Source organism: Bacteroides sp. 51 (assembly GCF_010500965.1).
GTDB lineage: Bacteria > Bacteroidota > Bacteroidia > Bacteroidales > Bacteroidaceae > Bacteroides.
The window spans coordinates 34050-51026 of the sequence record NZ_QVMI01000014.1; the positions used below are offsets into that span (position 1 = coordinate 34050).

17 protein-coding genes are annotated in these 16977 nt (G+C 39.7%); 15 read left to right on the forward strand and 2 right to left on the reverse strand.

From position 1 onward, the window contains the following. The first annotated feature begins 14 nt into the window (after positions 1 to 14). From D0T87_RS11820 to D0T87_RS11835, 4 genes are all read left to right on the forward strand, one after another. Complete coding sequence (locus tag D0T87_RS11820; protein ID WP_163175339.1) at positions 15 to 647, forward strand: NADH:ubiquinone reductase (Na(+)-transporting) subunit D; 633 nt, start codon at positions 15 to 17, stop codon at positions 645 to 647. Between the two features lie 109 nt (positions 648 to 756). Next, complete coding sequence (gene nqrE, locus D0T87_RS11825) at positions 757 to 1386, forward strand: NADH:ubiquinone reductase (Na(+)-transporting) subunit E (protein WP_163175340.1); 630 nt, start codon at positions 757 to 759, stop codon at positions 1384 to 1386. 21 nt (positions 1387 to 1407) lie between these two features. Continuing rightward, on the forward strand, positions 1408 to 2661 hold the full coding sequence (nqrF, locus tag D0T87_RS11830) for an NADH:ubiquinone reductase (Na(+)-transporting) subunit F (RefSeq protein WP_163175341.1): 1254 nt from the start codon (positions 1408 to 1410) through the stop codon (positions 2659 to 2661). 127 nt (positions 2662 to 2788) lie between these two features. Then, entirely contained in the window at positions 2789 to 4393 is a 1605-nt protein-coding gene (locus tag D0T87_RS11835) for an asparagine synthase-related protein (RefSeq protein ID WP_163175342.1), read from the forward strand. 268 nt (positions 4394 to 4661) lie between these two features. Here the strand turns inward: D0T87_RS11835 and D0T87_RS11840 are convergent, their stop codons facing one another. Together D0T87_RS11840 and D0T87_RS11845 are read right to left on the reverse strand one after the other, a co-directional pair. Further along, positions 4662 to 4823 carry a hypothetical protein gene (locus D0T87_RS11840; RefSeq protein WP_163175343.1) on the reverse strand — a complete coding sequence of 54 codons (162 nt, stop codon included), beginning with the start codon at positions 4821 to 4823 and terminating at the stop codon, positions 4662 to 4664. Positions 4824 to 4939: 116 nt separating this feature from the next. After that, a complete protein-coding gene (locus D0T87_RS11845; RefSeq protein WP_163175344.1) occupies positions 4940 to 6397 on the reverse strand; it encodes a lipopolysaccharide biosynthesis protein in 1458 nt (485 codons plus the stop codon). Between the two features lie 185 nt (positions 6398 to 6582). Between D0T87_RS11845 and D0T87_RS11850 the strand changes: the two genes are divergently transcribed. The 11 genes from D0T87_RS11850 (at position 6583) to D0T87_RS11900 (ending at position 16732) form a co-directional block, all read left to right on the forward strand. Then, on the forward strand, positions 6583 to 7914 hold the full coding sequence (locus tag D0T87_RS11850; protein WP_163175345.1) for a DEAD/DEAH box helicase: 1332 nt from the start codon (positions 6583 to 6585) through the stop codon (positions 7912 to 7914). Positions 7915 to 8185: 271 nt separating this feature from the next. Further along, positions 8186 to 9253 (forward strand): 3-phosphoserine/phosphohydroxythreonine transaminase, encoded by a 1068-nt coding sequence (gene serC / locus D0T87_RS11855; protein ID WP_163175346.1) that lies wholly within the window; start codon positions 8186 to 8188, stop codon positions 9251 to 9253. A 142-nt stretch (positions 9254 to 9395) separates the two neighbouring features. Next, the gene (locus D0T87_RS11860) at positions 9396 to 10313 is read left to right on the forward strand and encodes an NAD(P)-dependent oxidoreductase (RefSeq protein ID WP_163175347.1); all 918 of its coding nucleotides are present in this window, start codon (positions 9396 to 9398) and stop codon (positions 10311 to 10313) included. A gap of 137 nt (positions 10314 to 10450) precedes the next feature. After that, complete coding sequence (locus D0T87_RS11865) at positions 10451 to 11698, forward strand: DUF1015 domain-containing protein (RefSeq protein ID WP_163175348.1); 1248 nt, start codon at positions 10451 to 10453, stop codon at positions 11696 to 11698. Positions 11699 to 11995: 297 nt separating this feature from the next. Continuing rightward, the gene (gene atpD / locus D0T87_RS11870; protein ID WP_163175349.1) at positions 11996 to 13513 is read left to right on the forward strand and encodes a F0F1 ATP synthase subunit beta; all 1518 of its coding nucleotides are present in this window, start codon (positions 11996 to 11998) and stop codon (positions 13511 to 13513) included. A 12-nt stretch (positions 13514 to 13525) separates the two neighbouring features. Beyond that, positions 13526 to 13777, forward strand: coding sequence for a F0F1 ATP synthase subunit epsilon (locus D0T87_RS11875; protein ID WP_163175350.1), 252 nt, complete (start codon positions 13526 to 13528; stop codon positions 13775 to 13777). Positions 13778 to 13782: 5 nt separating this feature from the next. Further along, entirely contained in the window at positions 13783 to 14211 is a 429-nt protein-coding gene (locus tag D0T87_RS11880) for a hypothetical protein (RefSeq protein WP_163175351.1), read from the forward strand. A gap of 1 nt (position 14212) precedes the next feature. Next, on the forward strand, positions 14213 to 15298 hold the full coding sequence (gene atpB / locus D0T87_RS11885; RefSeq protein ID WP_163175352.1) for a F0F1 ATP synthase subunit A: 1086 nt from the start codon (positions 14213 to 14215) through the stop codon (positions 15296 to 15298). Positions 15299 to 15389: 91 nt separating this feature from the next. Continuing rightward, the gene (gene atpE / locus D0T87_RS11890; RefSeq protein ID WP_163175353.1) at positions 15390 to 15647 is read left to right on the forward strand and encodes an ATP synthase F0 subunit C; all 258 of its coding nucleotides are present in this window, start codon (positions 15390 to 15392) and stop codon (positions 15645 to 15647) included. Between the two features lie 14 nt (positions 15648 to 15661). Beyond that, complete coding sequence (atpF, locus tag D0T87_RS11895; protein WP_163175354.1) at positions 15662 to 16162, forward strand: F0F1 ATP synthase subunit B; 501 nt, start codon at positions 15662 to 15664, stop codon at positions 16160 to 16162. A gap of 9 nt (positions 16163 to 16171) precedes the next feature. Continuing rightward, a complete protein-coding gene (locus D0T87_RS11900; RefSeq protein ID WP_163175355.1) occupies positions 16172 to 16732 on the forward strand; it encodes a F0F1 ATP synthase subunit delta in 561 nt (186 codons plus the stop codon). Positions 16733 to 16977: the final 245 nt, after the last annotated feature.

The window sequence follows — 16977 nt, forward strand, 5'->3', positions numbered from 1 at the left end:
GAGGAAAGCCGTATATGAGTCAATTGTTTTCGAAGAAGAATAAAGAGGTATTCTCATCTCCACTAAATATAAATAACCCGGTTACTGTTCAGGTGCTTGGTATATGTTCGGCTTTGGCTGTTACCGCTAAGCTGGAACCGGCTATTGTAATGGGACTTTCGGTTACTGTGATTGTAGCTTTTGCCAATGTGATCATTTCTTTGCTGCGCAATACAATACCTAATCGTATTCGTATTATTGTTCAGTTGGTTGTTGTTGCTGCTTTGGTTACTATTGTAAGTGAAGTACTTAAGGCGTTTGCTTATGATGTAAGTGTACAGCTTTCGGTATATGTGGGATTGATTATTACGAACTGTATCCTGATGGGACGTCTGGAAGCTTTTGCTATGGCTAATGGTCCTTGGGAGTCTTTCCTTGATGGTATTGGTAATGGTTTAGGTTATGCCATGATTTTGGTAATTGTCGGTTTCTTCCGTGAATTACTGGGATCGGGTACACTTTTGGACTTCCGTATTATCCCTGAGTCATTCTATGAATTGGGATATATCAATAATGGTTTGATGTTGATGCCTCCGATGGCACTTGTTCTGTGTGCTTGTATCATTTGGGTGCAACGTGCTCGTGAGAAAGAATTACAGGAAAAATGATTTAAGCTTTGAGTTCTAAGTTTTGAGTTTTAAGTGTCCATGCGGATTGAACTTGAAACTAAAAAACAAAACTTAAAACTCAAAACTCAAAACTTAAAACTAAAAAAATATGGAAAGTAATTTATTAAGTTTATTCGTCCGCTCCATTTTTGTAGACAATATGATCTTTGCTTACTTCCTGGGTATGTGTTCGTACCTGGCTGTATCGAAGAACGTAAAGACTGCTATGGGGTTAGGGATTGCCGTTATATTTGTGTTGGTAGTAACACTTCCTGTAAACTACTTATTGCAGACTAAAGTGTTGTCGCCAGGGGGTATTTTCGGAGATGTTGACTTAACTTTTTTAAGTTTCATCTTGTTTATTGCAGTAATTGCAGGTATTACCCAGTTGGTAGAAATGGCTGTAGAGCGTTTTAGCCCTTCACTTTATTCTTCATTAGGTATCTTCTTGCCTTTGATTGCTGTGAACTGTGCTATCATGGGAGGGTCTTTGTTTATGCAACAACGTATTACCATGGAAGCTTCCAATCCGCAAGCTATTACCGATGTTTGGGGGGCTATTGTGTATGCATTAGGCTCGGGTATTGGTTGGTTGTTGGCTATTGTTGGTCTGGCTGCTATTCGTGAAAAGATGGCATACTCTGATGTTCCTGCTCCGCTTCGTGGATTAGGTATTACCTTCATTACGGTAGGGCTGATGGCTATGGCCTTTATGTGTTTCTCAGGATTGAAAATTTAAAATTTAAAATTCAGAATTAATATGACGTCTTTAATATTAGCGAGTATCGGAGTTTTCCTTGCAGTAATTCTTCTGCTCGTCGTTATACTTCTGGTAGCCAAAAACTATCTTGCGCCATCCGGTAAAGTTAAGATTACAATTAATGGTGAAAAAGAAGTGGAAGTAGACAGCGGTTCAAATCTGTTGACTACGTTATCTTCTAATAAAATATTTCTTCCTTCTGCTTGTGGTGGTGGTGGTTCTTGTGCGCAATGCCGTTGCCAGATCGAAGCCGGGGGAGGTGAGATCCTTCCAACGGAGAAGGTGCACTTTTCGCGTAAAGAGCAGCAAGCCAACTGGCGTTTGGGATGCCAGGTGAAAGTGAAACAGGATATGGAAATCAAAGTTCCTGAATCGGTTCTTGGTGTGAAGAAGTGGGAGTGTGAAGTGGTATCCAATAACAATGTGGCTACTTTTATCAAGGAATTTGTTGTGAAGTTGCCCGAGGGTGAACACTTGAACTTTACTTCGGGTGGTTATATTCAGATTGATGTTCCTAAATACGATATCAAATATTCGGATTATGATGTGGAGGAACGTTTCCGTGGCGATTGGGACAAGTTTAATATGTGGGATATTGCATATAAGAATACCGAAGAAACCATGCGTGCTTACTCTATGGCCAACTATCCGGCCGAGGGTGATATCGTGATGTTGAACGTTCGTATTGCAACGCCTCCGTTTGACCGTGTAAACGGTGGATTTATGAAAGTACCTCCAGGTATCTGTTCTTCTTATATCTTCTCACTGAAACCGGGGGATAAAGTAATGATTTCCGGTCCTTTCGGTGAATTCCATCCGCTTCTGGATTCCGATCGCGAGATGCTTTATGTGGGTGGTGGTGCCGGTATGGCTCCGTTGCGTTCGCATATTCTTCACTTGTTGCGTACGTTGAAGATTACTGATCGGAAGATTAGCTATTGGTATGGTGCACGTGCGTTGAATGAAGTGTTCTATATGGAAGATTTTCTTGAGCTGGAAAAACAATTCCCTAACTTCTCGTTCCATCTGGCACTCGACCGTGAAGATCCGGAGGCAGATAAAGCTGGTGTGAAATATACCGCGGGATTTGTTCATAATGTGATTCTTAACAATTATCTGAAAGATCACGAGGCTCCGGAAGATATTGAATACTACATGTGTGGTCCTGGCCCGATGGCTAAAGCAGTTGAAAAGATGCTGTATGACTTGGGTGTTCCACGTAATATGTTGATGTTCGACGACTTTGGCGGATAATCTTATTTAAAATATTCATGTGAAAACCAGTGATAAGAATTCTTATTACTGGTTTTTTTGTCACATCTGTATCTTTAGTTGTATTTTTTTGTGTAATTTTGCACTCATATTAAAAAGGAATTAGCTAATGGCCGACTTTTATTACAGTTTTGATAACTCTTCGCAAGAAAGATACATCCCTAAGTTTAAAGAATACGATAGTCTGCTTAATGTAGCATCCGGATTTGATATCTTTTATAACGCCAAAACAACAACTCACATCACAGAGGGAGAGGATAGTATAACCATACTGGGTTATGTGTATAAACTAAAAAGTGGCATAGAGGCTTATCTATCTGATTTATTGCTGAACTTTAAAGAGGAGCGTATTGCAGAAGCTAAAAAGGAGCTTTTGGGACAATATACGGCTATTATATATAAAGGTGGCAAGATCTATCTCTTCTCAGACTTTCTCCAGACTCGTTGTATCTTTTATAGTATTGCAGATAAATCGGTGTGTTCATCGTTTGCGTCTTTAGGTGCAGTACCCACAGATGAGTATAAGGCTTTTGAGTTTTTGGCAATGAGGCATTGTATTTATCCTGTATGGTTGGGTAATACTACGATTGATGATAAAATAAAGCGGCTGCGTGCATTTGAGTACTTAAAAATAGACGAGAAAACCGGTGAGTTGAGTGTTGAGGGCATTCAGGTTACAATAGATAACCGTAAGGTAGACTCTCTGAAAGAGATAAAGGCATTAACTCTATCTTTATTGCGGGATGCTATTCATCATCCGGCTATTCAACATAAGAAAATAGGTTCCACAATTACCGGAGGATTTGATAGCCGGTTTGTAACTTCATTGGCCAAGGAATACTATCCTGATTTGAATTTGAGGATATCGACTTTTAAAGGTGAGAAATCATTGGATTTTACGATTGCTACCGAAGTTGCAAAAGCGTTATCATTGCCTTTAAAAATATATGAAACGGACCTTGAAAAGCAAAAGGGAGATTTTTATGATCTTTCGGATGGGCTTACGCCACGTGAGAACAGTATTATGATGGAGTTGTTCCAGCATACCACAGATTATGATTTAGGTTTTGGTGGCGCATATGGAACAGAACTGTATACAACAGCCGAATTTGAAACGAAAGAAGAATGGGTGAATGCTTTTCTGGATAAGGTTAAGCATGCAGTTAAAGCACCCTCGGAATATTATAAGCGTTTTGAACAGTCGTTATATAGTGACTTGGAGGCGGTTGAAAAGCATTATTTGCTTAAGGAGCATAACCCCAAGGACCTGATGAGGATATTCCGGCTATTGGTTACGGGCTTTTTCTCATCTCAGGTTGTTGCTACTTATAATATCCACGGACTTCAATATGAGTTATTTGGAACCTATCCGGTCATTGAAACCGGTTTGAAGATTCCATATAAATATCTGGGTAGTAAACTCACCTTTGGACGCTTCTATATGATTCCTAAAGCGCTTGTTGCTACGATTAACCCCAAAGTGAGTAAGATTAATACCACACACTTCTGTCCGATGTGCCCACTGTCTGTTTTTTCTCTTATTCCTTATGTATCAGGTAAACTCAAAGGGAAGCAGTACTATAAGAATCTGGCAAAGACGCAGGCAGGTAAAGAGGAAAGATTAACGTATCACTCGGATAACATACAATATACATCCAACTATTGGTTTGAAGGTTTTATGTTGAAATATCTTAGTGAAAGCAAAAAGCCTTAAAATTGCACAAAAAAGATTGTATTTCTTCGATTTTGCTTGCACGCATATTCTTTGAAAATCTTCAATGATATGATAAAAACCGGTTTTGGGCATGCTTTTGTGTCATATTATTAATGATTGGAGCTACTTCAGCACAATAATATCTACAGTTGAGCCGCGTGTTATCGACAGCACGCGGCTCAACTATTGACAGCGCGCGGCTCAAGTGTAGACATCCGAGCGCTTGGCTGTCGACAGCACGCGGCTCAACTGTAAAGAGTGGTTCAATTTATAGATTTTCATTCTCTGGTTGAATGATTTTGAGTAGGCTGGTTGGATTGTGTATTTGATATAATGTTGTGCGATTTTCTGTCGATTTATCTATTGTTCCTTTCTTCTGGTGTCCTTTTGGTTGTTTTCTTTGCATAAATGCATTTATTTGTTTCTGCATAATGCGGTTCTTTTGCCATTTTCCCTTTCCCTTTTATCCCAAGTCCTGAGTTTGCAATTTAAAGCCTGGTAGAATATCAAATTGTTATTTTGATAGAATGAAATGATTCTATCCCTCTATTTTTTAATTTTCCTTATCACCTCCCGCGCTTTCTGTAGAATATTATATTCTTTGGTAAATTGCAGGTATAAACCAGTTATACCTACTGCGATACATCCTTTGATAATGAGAGATACAATCATATTCATATCTTCGGTGAGAGGAATTACGGCATATAATATAACAGATAAAATGAGCGAAAGTAGAATGGGTGAAATGATTTGTTTGAGAAAAGACATGATCCCCGCCTTGAACAACACACAAAACATGATTGTAAAAGTAATAAAGAAATTAGTGGTGAAGGCTATAGATAGTAGCGCTCCTATCGCTTCGAGCGTCTGAAAAACAAATACCCCTGTAAGCGTTGCAATAACAATTGTGGCTGTAGATAGCAACCCGCATAAAAAGAGAAAATGTGTAGTACCTGCCGATTGAAAAATAGAACCGGACGTAGATAGTATAATCTGAAATCCTACCGAAAGCGCCAGAAGTTTAAATACAGGAACCGATGCCTCCCATTGCGTTCCGAACAAGATGTAAATAATCTCTTCACCTGTAAAAAACAGAAGGACAGACAAAGGGAAGCCAATAAAGCCCAGTAGCTTAATTACTTTAGAATAATTGATGCGCATTCTTCCCAGATCATTCTGCATATCCGAGAAAATAGGATGCATTACAGGTGTAATAATATAAGGAATATTCTGCAATGGCATTTGCATCAACTTGTAAGACTTATCATAATACCCCAGCTGCGACGCTCCTAAATACTTGTTTATAATAAGCTTATCCAGATTTACCGAGAAATAATTTAATATATTAAACAAGAACTGATAGGAAGAAAAACTTCTGATCTTTTTCAGGGGAGCCCAGTTGATATTGAAGAAACGAAACCTGAGTGGCGATTCGCGATAGCTAAGTATAAACAAAAATACACTCGAAATAATAGATTGAATGACAAGCGAATACAGTCCTGCTCCTAAATACGCAGCTGCGATTGCTATTATACCCGCTATCAGTTGCACTATAAAAGAACGTATAGCCAGAAAACGAAACTTCTTATCCTTATACAATAAAGCATTGGGAACTACACTTGCACAAGAAAAAAACACGGAAATGGATAATAGCTGGCACAGAAGAACAAATACCTCCGATTCGTAAATAGATGCAATCGTCCAGGAACTAAGAAAGAAAACAATAGCCAATATAAATCCTGTAATAATCGTAAACGTAAAAACCGATTCAGTATCTTCTTTCGTGAAATCGTGATTCTGTATAACCGCAGGACCAATGCCGATATCTCCTAAAATACTAAAGAAAGAAATAAGAACCATAACCGGAACAAGTGTTCCAAAATCCTCGGGCGTAAGTAGCCGGGACAATACCGCGGTTATAACAATAGATATAACAATACCTGCGTATTTGGCAATGGCTGTATATAATACTCCGGATGCAAGCTGTTTTTTTATATCGGACATGCTTTTAATTTACTGTTAGACTATTTACTATTTTGCGATTGAAGCTAGCATTTTTGTTTTTCTGATTCGTATTATTAACGGTTGTCTTGTAATAAGCGGTCAAAATTAGATATAAATGATGTATTCTCAATGGGAAACGAACAATAAAATAAGAAATTCCTTGTTTTTCATCGTATCTTTGCACAATGAAACAGAAAAACGATATGATAGGGAGCGCTCTTCGGAGTTTGGGTATTGACTCCTTGAATGCAATGCAGGAAGCCTCCGTACAAGCAGCTAAAGAAAAGAATGATATAATTCTGCTATCCCCAACCGGAACAGGTAAGACGTTGGCTTTTCTATTACCTTTATTGCAGAACTTAAGAACCGAAGATAAAAACATCCAGGCACTAATATTAGTACCCTCCCGCGAACTGGCCCTACAGATTGACTCTGTTTTCAAATCACTGAGCACCCCATGGAAAATATGCTGCTGCTATGGCGGGCATCCTATTGCTGAAGAAAAGAAAAGCATTCTTGGCAACCACCCCGCTGTAATTATTGGTACTCCCGGACGCATTGCAGATCATCTTCGCAAAGGAAACTTCCCCCCGGAAACGATCCAGACATTAATCATTGACGAGTTTGATAAGTCTCTCGAACTGGGCTTTCATGATGAAATGGCTGAAATTATTTCTCAACTATCCGGACTTACCAAACGAATGCTTCTATCGGCTACAGATATTGAAGAGTTGCCCGCGTTTACCAATCTGCAATCTCCTGTAAAGTTAAACTTCCTGCCTCAGGGCGAACAAGAAGAATCCCGCTTAGAACTATTGAAACTCATTTCTCCTTCTAAAGATAAGATTGAAACCCTCTATCAGCTGCTTTGTACACTAGGCAATAAGTCGAGCATCGTATTCTGTAATCACCGCGATGCAGTAGACCGTGTCAGTAAACTATTGAACGAGAAAGGATTATATAATGAAACTTTTCATGGAGGTATGGAACAGCCCGACCGTGAAAAAGCACTTTATAAGTTCCGTAATGGTAGCTGCTACGTATTAGTATCTACAGACCTGGCTGCCCGTGGACTGGATATACCCGAGATTGAACATATCATTCATTACCATCTCCCCATAAACGAAGAAGCCTTTACTCACCGTAATGGGCGCACAGCTCGTTGGGATGCTACAGGGACCTCATTCCTTATATTAAATGAACTAGAAAGTCTGCCCGATTATCTGGGAAATGATATCCCCGAATATACACTCGCCGATCAGCCCCCGCTACCTGCCAAACCTCTATGGGCAACATTATATATTGGAAAAGGCAAAAAGGATAAGCTGAATAAAATTGATGTTGTAGGCTTCCTATATAAAAAAGGAAATCTTTCCAAAGAAGACGTTGGGCGTGTGGATGTAAAAGAGCATTATGCCTTTGTGTCTATACGCCGGAATAAGCTGAAACAACTCCTCAATTTGATTCGTGGAGAAAAGATAAAAGGAATGAAAACGGTGATTGAAGAAGCACAATAAAAGTTTAAAACTTTATTTTGTGTCAAACTGTCAGAAGTGTGGTGGGTAAATATTCAGTTTTTAACCAATAATAGGCTTACTGTATTTCGAAAATAGGGCTAATTTGTGTCATTTTGGTTGGTGTTTAATGCTAAACAACACTGTTTTTAAACCTTGTGCTTGACAAATGCTATTTATTAAATAAAACTTTGTCGGATAGAAAAATATTTGTAATTTCGCCTTGTCGAAAGACGTAAAATAAACGTATTTGTCTAATCAAAACAAACTTCAAATGAAAAAGCATAATTTTAATGCTGGACCTTCCATCCTTCCCCGTGAAGTAATAGAGGAAACTGCGAAGGCTATTTTAGATTTCAATGGTTCCGGGCTCTCTATTTTGGAAATTAGTCACCGATCCAAAGATTTTCAGGCTGTGGTTGATGAAGCTGAAGCCTTATTCAAAGAATTACTAAATATCCCTGAAGGGTACTCGGTATTATTCTTAGGCGGTGGGGCCAGTTTGGAGTTTTGTATGGTACCTTATAACTTCCTTGAAAAGAAAGCTGCTTACCTCAATACCGGTGTATGGGCAAAGAAAGCGATGAAAGAAGCAAAAGGCTTTGGCGAAGTAGTAGAAGTTGCCTCTTCTGCCGATGCCAATTATACATTCATCCCCAAAGATTATACTATTCCGGCTGATGCGGATTATTTCCACATTACAACCAATAATACAATCTATGGAACCGAACTTTTTGAAGACCTGAACTCACCAGTTCCCGTAGTAGCCGATATGTCTTCTGATATATTCTCTCGTCCGATAGATTTTTCTAAATACATTTGTATATATGGTGGTGCGCAAAAAAACCTTGCACCTGCAGGACTTACCTTTGTTATTGTAAAGAACGATGCGCTGGGTAAAGTATCACGCTATATTCCTACCATGTTGAACTATCAGACACATGTTGACAATGCATCTATGTTCAATACACCTCCTGTATTGCCAATCTATTCGGCTATGCTTACATTGCGCTGGATCAAAGCATTGGGCGGAGTGAAGGAAATGGAACGCCGTGCTATTGAAAAAGCAGATATGCTGTATGCAGAAATCGACCGCAATAAGTTGTTTGTTGGTACAGCAGCTAAAGAAGACCGTTCACGCATGAACATCTGCTTCGTTATGGCTCCTGAATACAAAGACCTGGAAGCAGACTTCATGAAATTTGCCACTGAAAGAGGAATGGTTGGTATCAAAGGCCACCGCTCAGTCGGAGGTTTCCGTGCCTCAACCTACAACGCTATTCCAAAAGAAAGCGTTCAGGCTTTGATTGACTGCATGCAGGAATTCGAGAAAACGAAATAATTTTGAATTTTAAATTTTGAATTTTGAGTTAGGAAAGCTGGATTAATGCCCAATAACTCAAAATTCATTGTTTATAATTCATTCCTCAATAAACTTAAGGTATTTATAACTTGAAATTTAAAATTCATAATTCAAAATTATAATGAAAGTACTGATAGCCACTGATAAACCATTTGCAAAGGTTGCAGTAGATGGTATTCGTAAAGAAATAGAAGCAGCCGGTTATGAACTGGCTTTGTTGGAAAAATATACAGAGAAAGCTCAACTGCTTGATGCAGTAAAAGATGCAAATGCAATAATTATCCGTAGCGACATTATTGATGCAGAAGTGCTTGATGCAGCTAAAGAACTTAAAATCGTGGTTCGCGCAGGTGCCGGATACGATAATGTTGATTTGAATGCAGCCACTGCCCATAACGTTTGTGTAATGAATACCCCGGGCCAGAATGCCAATGCGGTAGCAGAACTGGCTTTAGGCTTAATGGTCTATGCCGTTCGTAACTTCTACAATGGTACATCAGGAACAGAATTGATGGGTAAGAAACTTGGTATTCACGCCTATGGTAATGTAGGGCGCAATGTAGCCCGTATTGCAAAAGGATTTGGCATGGAAGTTTATGCTTATGATGCTTTCTGCCCCAAAGAAGTAATCGAGAAAGACGGCGTGAAAGCGCTTTCCTCTGCTGAAGAATTATACAAAACATGTAATGTAATCTCATTGCATATCCCTGCAACAGCCGAAACAAAGAATTCAATCAACTATGCACTGTTGAAAGATACTCCTAAAGGAGCCGTTCTTGTAAATACAGCCCGCAAAGAAGTCATCAACGAAGATGAACTGATCAAGTTGATGGACGAACGTGCCGACTTTAAATATGTTTCTGATATCATGCCGGCAGCTCATGCCAAATTTGAAGAATTATTTGCCGAACGTTATTTCTCTACACCTAAGAAAATGGGTGCACAAACAGCCGAAGCAAACATTAATGCCGGTATAGCAGCAGCAAAACAAATTGTTGGCTACCTGAAAGACGGTATTGACAAATTCAAAGTAAACTGATTATTGAAACACAGATTAACGCAGATTTTCGCAGATTATTTTATTATGAATTCTATTCATTTAAAGAACAAACTATTTAATCTGCGAAAATTTGCGTTAATCTGCGTTTCACAAAAACAACCTTAAAAAGATTATCCATGGCAACTATTAAACCATTCAAGGGCATTCGTCCACCACAAGACTTAGTAGAACAAGTAGCATCTCGTCCTTACGATGTGTTGAACTCAGAAGAAGCACGCGAAGAGGCAGCTGGAAATGAGAAATCCTTGTATCGTATCATAAAACCCGAAATAGATTTTCCCGTTGGTACCGACGAACATGATGAGAAAGTATATGCAAAAGCTGCCGAGAACTTCCAGATGTTCCAGGATAAAGGCTGGTTGGTACAAGACGATGAAGAAGTATACTATATCTATGCCCAAACCATGAATGGAAAGACCCAATATGGTCTTGTAGTTGGTGCATACGTACCCGATTATATGGAAGGTTCTATCAAGAAGCATGAACTAACCCGTCGTGATAAAGAAGAAGACCGCATGAAACATGTTCGCGTAAACAATGCGAATATTGAACCCGTATTCTTTGCTTATCCTGACAATGCAACCCTTGATGTTATCGTAAAGAAATACGCCGCAGGTACTCCCGTTTATGATTTTATAGCTCCTGGCGATGGCTTTGGACACACTTTCTGGATTGTAGATGACGCTGCCGATATTGAAGTAATAACCAAGGAATTTGCAGCTATGCCTTCTTTGTATATCGCCGATGGTCATCACCGTTCTGCAGCAGCAGCTTTAGTCGGTGCAGAGAAAGCGAAGCAAAACCCAAATCATCAAGGTAATGAAGAATACAACTATTTTATGGCTGTTTGTTTCCCTGCGAACCAACTAACCATTATTGATTATAACCGTGTTGTAAAAGATTTGAATGGCCTTACTTCTGACCAATTCCTTGCTGCTTTGGAAAAGAATTTCGTAGTAGAAGAGAAGGGAGCTGAGATCTATAAACCTGTAGCGCTGCATAATTTCGCTCTATATTTAGATGGTAAATGGTATAGTTTAACTGCTAAACCGGGAACTTACAATGACAATGATCCTATTGGTGTTTTAGATGTGACCATTTCATCTAATTTAATTTTAGATGAAATCCTGGGCATTAAAGATTTACGTTCCGATAAGCGCATCGATTTCGTTGGCGGTATCCGTGGTTTAGGTGAGTTAAGCAAACGTGTAGATAGCGGTGAAATGAAAGTAGCTCTGGCTCTTTATCCCGTTTCCATGAAACAATTGATGGATATTGCAGATACAGGCAATATCATGCCTCCCAAAACAACCTGGTTTGAACCTAAGCTTCGTTCGGGATTAGTTATCCACAAACTAGGGTAGTGTGAGAGTCTGAAATAATAGTTAAAAATAAAGCATCCCCGATAGCAAATAAAGCTGCTATCGGGGATTTTATTTTTTAACATTCGTTTTTTCGGGATTAACCGAATGTAGCCTCATAGATAGCCGATTGTTTGTTTTTGCAAGTGTAAAAGAAGTTATCTAAAGAAAAAATAACGTAAAAGGGTTACAACCGATTCGTTTTGTTGTTACATTTGCGCCGTTCAAATGCAAACTCAACGCATGAACAAAGTTTTCTTGTAAAGTGTTATTTAGTCATTATCCATAATAAAATAGCTTATGTCACAAATTGTCGGACACATCTCTCAGGTTATTGGCCCTGTGGTCGATGTGTATTTTGAAGGGTCGGAAGTGGATTTGGTATTGCCAAGTATTCACGATGCATTGGAGGTCAAAAGACCCAATGGTAAACGCCTGATTGTAGAAGTCCAACAGCATATAGGTGAAAATACACTCCGTACAGTGGCAATGGACAGTACAGACGGATTGCAACGTGGAATGAAAGTGTATCCCACTGGTGGTCCTATCACTATGCCGGTCGGTCCACAAATCAAAGGACGTTTGATGAATGTTGTCGGAGATTCTATTGATGGAATGAAAGAACTTGATAGAGAAGGAGCTTATCCTATTCATCGCGATCCTCCAAAATTCGAAGACCTGACTACCGTACAAGAAGTACTCTTTACCGGTATCAAAGTGATTGACCTTCTGGAGCCTTACTCTAAAGGAGGAAAAATCGGGTTGTTTGGTGGTGCCGGAGTGGGTAAGACTGTGCTTATTATGGAGCTAATCAATAATATCGCCAAGAAACATAACGGTTTCTCAGTGTTTGCCGGAGTAGGGGAACGTACCCGGGAAGGTAACGACTTGCTTCGTGAAATGATTGAATCAGGAGTAATCCGTTATGGTGAAGAATTTAAGAAGAGCATGGAAAAGGGTCATTGGGACCTTTCTAAGATAGATATGGACGAGGTTGCCAAATCGCAGGCAACACTTGTTTTCGGTCAGATGAATGAACCTCCTGGTGCACGTTCTTCTGTTGCATTGTCAGGGTTGACGGTTGCGGAATCTTTCCGTGATATGGCTGCGGAAAGTGGTGCAAAAGATATTCTGTTCTTTATTGACAATATATTTCGTTTCACTCAAGCAGGTTCTGAAGTGTCCGCTTTGTTAGGACGTATGCCTTCGGCAGTAGGTTATCAACCAACACTCGCTACTGAGATGGGAGCCATGCAGGAACGTATTACATCAACCAAGACTGGTTCTATTACTTCAGTACAGGCTGTGTATGTACCTGCCGATGACTTGACCGACCCAGCTCCGGCTACTACTTTTACTCACCTTGATGCAACTACCGTATTAAGTCGTAAAATTACAGAGTTAGGCATTTACCCAGCCGTTGATCCATTGGAGTCTACCTCACGTATTCTTGACCCACATATTGTTGGACAGGAGCATTATGATGTAGCTCAACGTGTGAAACAGATTCTTCAACGCAATAAAGAATTACAAGATATTATTTCCATTTTGGGTATGGAAGAGCTTTCCGATGAAGATAGATTGACAGTGAATCGTGCCCGTCGCGTACAACGTTTCCTTTCTCAGCCGTTTACCGTAGCCGAACAGTTTACCGGCGTTCCGGGAGCTATGGTAGCTATTGAAGATACAATCAAAGGATTCAAAATGATTCTTGACGGAGAGGTTGACTATCTTCCGGAACCTGCATTCCTTAATGTAGGAACAATTGAAGAAGCCATTAAGAAGGGTAAGGAATTACTGGAACAAGCAGGTGCATAATTAATAAACTATATGAAAGAGCAAAAATTACATTTGACTATTTCATCCCCTGAGAAAGAACTATTTGATGGAGAGATAAAGGTGATTACGCTACCCGGTACTGCCGGGTCGTTTAATATCCTTCCTAATCATGCCCCTATTGTTTCTACCTTAAAAAAAGGTACTGTACTTTATGTATTGCCTGATGGTAGTGAACATAAGGTTGATGTTGAAGGTGGATTTATTGAAATGAGCAACGGAGTTCTTTCAGTTTGTATATCATAGGTTATATGAAAAAGAGTATACAAAAACGCAATTACCTGATTATTCTCACCGCATTGACGCTGGTTGCAGGTATAGGAGGCGCATTGATTTTGCAGTATGCATTGCCGCAATATTATTTTAGTAGCTATCCGTTTATTCCTATTTACTTTTATGTCTTCGGGTTTATCTTCATATACCTGTTTGAGCGTGTACGAAGAAATATTCAGAACAAGACATTGCTTTTGTATGCATCGCTAAGGATGATGAAACTTATGGTGTCTATTATAATACTTGTGATTGCAGGCTATGTAGTGCCGGATCAGATCAAAGAGTTCTTATTCACCTTTATTGCATTTTATCTGATATATTTGATTTTTGAAACCCTGTTCTTTTTCAACTTTGAAACTAAAGAATCCAAAAGACTGAAGAAACAGAAAAAAAATAAAGAGATTTAAAATGAAACGTGTCTATCATATATTGGCTTTAGCCTTCTTATTCATGCTTTCTATGAGCATTTCTGTCTATGCCCAGGAGAATGTGGAAAAAGAACCGGTGGATGTAAAAGGCATTGTCTTTGGTCATATCGGAGACTCATACGAATGGCATATTACAGATATCGGAGAGACCTCCATATATGTCCCTTTGCCAATTATTGTATATAGCCAATCTACAGGATGGCATGTATTTATGTCGTCAGCCTTGCACCACAATGGTGGGGAATATGAAGGATTTTATATTGCTCCCGAAGGCAGTCAATATGAAGGTAAGCTTGTGGAACGCAATGCTGCCGGAGAAGAAGTTCGCCCTTTTGATATTTCGATTACCAAGGTCACTTTCTCCATGTTGCTTAATAGTCTTATACTTATTGTCATTATTCTGAGTGTTGCCCAGTGGTATAAAAAGAGGCCGCAAGGTGCTAAATCTCCCGGAGGTTTTGTCGGACTGATGGAGATGCTTATTATGACGATCAATGATGATGTGATCAAAAGTGGTGTAGGGCCAAATTATCGGAAATTCGCTCCTTACTTGTTAAGTGCGTTCTTTTTTATCCTGATTAACAATTTTATGGGATTGATTCCGATCTTTCCTGGTGGAGCTAACGTAACGGGTAATATTGCAATAACTTTGGTGCTTTCGGTATGTTCCTTTATTGCTATAAATGTGTTTGCTTCGAGGGAGTACTGGAAAGAAATATTCTGGCCTGATGTACCTTTATGGTTGAAGTTACCTATACCGATGATGCCGTTTATTGAATTCTTTGGCGTATTTATTAAGCCTGTGGCCTTGATGATTCGTCTTTTTGCCAATATGTTATCCGGGCACATGGCGATTCTGGTACTCACTAGCCTGATATTTATTGCATCCAGTATGGGACCGGCTTTGTTTGGCTCTTTGACCGTAGCTTCCGTAGCTTTCAGCATTTTTATGAACGCTCTGGAAATTTTGGTTGCTTTTATTCAGGCATATGTGTTTACTATGCTTTCTGCTGTATTCATTGGATTGGCTCAGCCACATCATGAAGTGGAGAAGGTTGAAAACTGAAATATAATTGTATAGTTATAAGTGATGATTAACCGTATAAAAATATAAGAGAATTTAAAATTCAAAATTATTAATTCAAAATTAAAAAACTATGTTATTAGCAGCGTTATTGCAAACAGCAGTTGCATCGGCAGCTCTAAGTAAAATGGGAGCAGCTATCGGAGCAGGTATTGCCGCTATAGGGGCAGGTATTGGGATTGGTAAAATTGGCAGCTCTGCAATGGAAGCTATTGGTCGCCAGCCAGAAGCATCCGGTGATATTCGTACGAATATGATTCTTGCTATTGCTTTTATTGAAGGGGTAGCTATTATCGCCCTGGTTGTTTGTTTGTTAGTATTGTTCACATAATAAACTAAAGAGATATGTCGTTATTAGTACCCGATACCGGCCTGTTGTTCTGGATGCTTCTTTCATTCGGAATCGTCTTCTTTGTGCTGGCCAAGTACGGTTTTCCGGTCATTATAAAAATGGTGGAAGGCCGTAAGGTGTACATCGACCAGTCTCTTGAGGTGGCCCGTGAAGCAAACGAACAATTGTCCAGGCTCAAGGCCGAAGGTGATGCTTTGGTTGCGGCTGCCAATAAAGAACAAGGACGAATTCTGAAAGAGGCTATGGAAGAGCGTGAAAAGATTATTTATGATGCTCGTAAACAAGCCGAGGCTGCTGCCCAGAAAGAACTGGACGCTGCCAAGAAACAACTTCAGATAGAGAAGGACGAGGCTATCCGCAAGATACGTCGTCAGGTTGCAGTGTTAGCTGTGGATATTTCCGAGAAAATCATTCGTAAGAACTTGGATAGTGACGATGAACAGATGGAAATGATCGACAGAATGCTGGATGAAGTAATTAATAAACGTAACTAAACCCGTGTTATGGATATTGGAACGATCTCAATGCACTATGCTAAAGCATTAATCGCTTATGCACAGGAGGAGGGGGTAGAAGATACACTATATCAGGAGATTAAAATGCTGAGTAAGAGCTTTGCTAAGTTTCCTCAATTGCGTGAATCTCTCGATAATCCGATACTGAAAGCGAAGGATAAGTTGGAGTTGATTTCTATAGCGGCTGTTGGCGATGCAGAACCTAGTGTGGCGTTTGTTCGCTTCATCCGGTTGGTTATAAAGCAACATCGGGAAATCTATCTTCAGTTTATGTGCCTGACTTATATTCAATTGTATTATCAACTAAAGCATATTGCTGTGGGAACATTGATTACGGCTGTGCCGGTAGATGATGAGACAAAGAATAGAATTAAGGCAACGGCTGCTGCTACTGTGCATGCGGAGATGAAATTACAAACTGTGATCGATCCTTCGATTGAAGGAGGGTTCGTCTTTGATATCAATGACTATCGACTGGATGCAAGTATAGCGACGCAGTTGAAGAGGGTGAAGCAACAGTTTATTGATAAGAACAAAAGGATTGTTTGATGTACTTTTTCTTTTGGCTTGAACCAAAAGAAAAAGATACCAAAAAGAAAAGTTCAAGGCTGCATTTGTTATGCTACTCACGTTCAAGGTTACACTAAAGGGGCTCAAACTCGCTTCGCTCAGACAGAAGCCCCTTCTGACGCTACACCTTAAACGTTCGCTTAACGCTTCACAAATGAGGCCGGAGGCCTGCGGATGAAAGAGCCGGAAGGTTATGGATGAAGGAGCCGGAAGTCTGCGGATGG

What these genes read in the sequence shown, in the direction of transcription:
- D0T87_RS11840 (WP_163175343.1), bottom strand. Translation starts at nt 4,823, where the DNA reads ATGCAGAAACAAATAAATGCATTTATGCAAAGAAAACAACCAAAAGGA.
- D0T87_RS11835 (WP_163175342.1), top strand. Translation starts at nt 2,789, where the DNA reads ATGGCCGACTTTTATTACAGTTTTGATAACTCTTCGCAAGAAAGATAC.
- atpE (WP_163175353.1), top strand. Translation starts at nt 15,390, where the DNA reads ATGTTATTAGCAGCGTTATTGCAAACAGCAGTTGCATCGGCAGCTCTA.
- serC (WP_163175346.1), top strand. Translation starts at nt 8,186, where the DNA reads ATGAAAAAGCATAATTTTAATGCTGGACCTTCCATCCTTCCCCGTGAA.
- nqrF (WP_163175341.1), top strand. Translation starts at nt 1,408, where the DNA reads ATGACGTCTTTAATATTAGCGAGTATCGGAGTTTTCCTTGCAGTAATT.
- D0T87_RS11880 (WP_163175351.1), top strand. Translation starts at nt 13,783, where the DNA reads ATGAAAAAGAGTATACAAAAACGCAATTACCTGATTATTCTCACCGCA.
- D0T87_RS11845 (WP_163175344.1), bottom strand. Translation starts at nt 6,397, where the DNA reads ATGTCCGATATAAAAAAACAGCTTGCATCCGGAGTATTATATACAGCC.
- atpD (WP_163175349.1), top strand. Translation starts at nt 11,996, where the DNA reads ATGTCACAAATTGTCGGACACATCTCTCAGGTTATTGGCCCTGTGGTC.
- nqrE (WP_163175340.1), top strand. Translation starts at nt 757, where the DNA reads ATGGAAAGTAATTTATTAAGTTTATTCGTCCGCTCCATTTTTGTAGAC.
- D0T87_RS11900 (WP_163175355.1), top strand. Translation starts at nt 16,172, where the DNA reads ATGGATATTGGAACGATCTCAATGCACTATGCTAAAGCATTAATCGCT.
- D0T87_RS11865 (WP_163175348.1), top strand. Translation starts at nt 10,451, where the DNA reads ATGGCAACTATTAAACCATTCAAGGGCATTCGTCCACCACAAGACTTA.
- D0T87_RS11820 (WP_163175339.1), top strand. Translation starts at nt 15, where the DNA reads ATGAGTCAATTGTTTTCGAAGAAGAATAAAGAGGTATTCTCATCTCCA.
- atpF (WP_163175354.1), top strand. Translation starts at nt 15,662, where the DNA reads ATGTCGTTATTAGTACCCGATACCGGCCTGTTGTTCTGGATGCTTCTT.
- atpB (WP_163175352.1), top strand. Translation starts at nt 14,213, where the DNA reads ATGAAACGTGTCTATCATATATTGGCTTTAGCCTTCTTATTCATGCTT.
- D0T87_RS11850 (WP_163175345.1), top strand. Translation starts at nt 6,583, where the DNA reads ATGAAACAGAAAAACGATATGATAGGGAGCGCTCTTCGGAGTTTGGGT.
- D0T87_RS11860 (WP_163175347.1), top strand. Translation starts at nt 9,396, where the DNA reads ATGAAAGTACTGATAGCCACTGATAAACCATTTGCAAAGGTTGCAGTA.
- D0T87_RS11875 (WP_163175350.1), top strand. Translation starts at nt 13,526, where the DNA reads ATGAAAGAGCAAAAATTACATTTGACTATTTCATCCCCTGAGAAAGAA.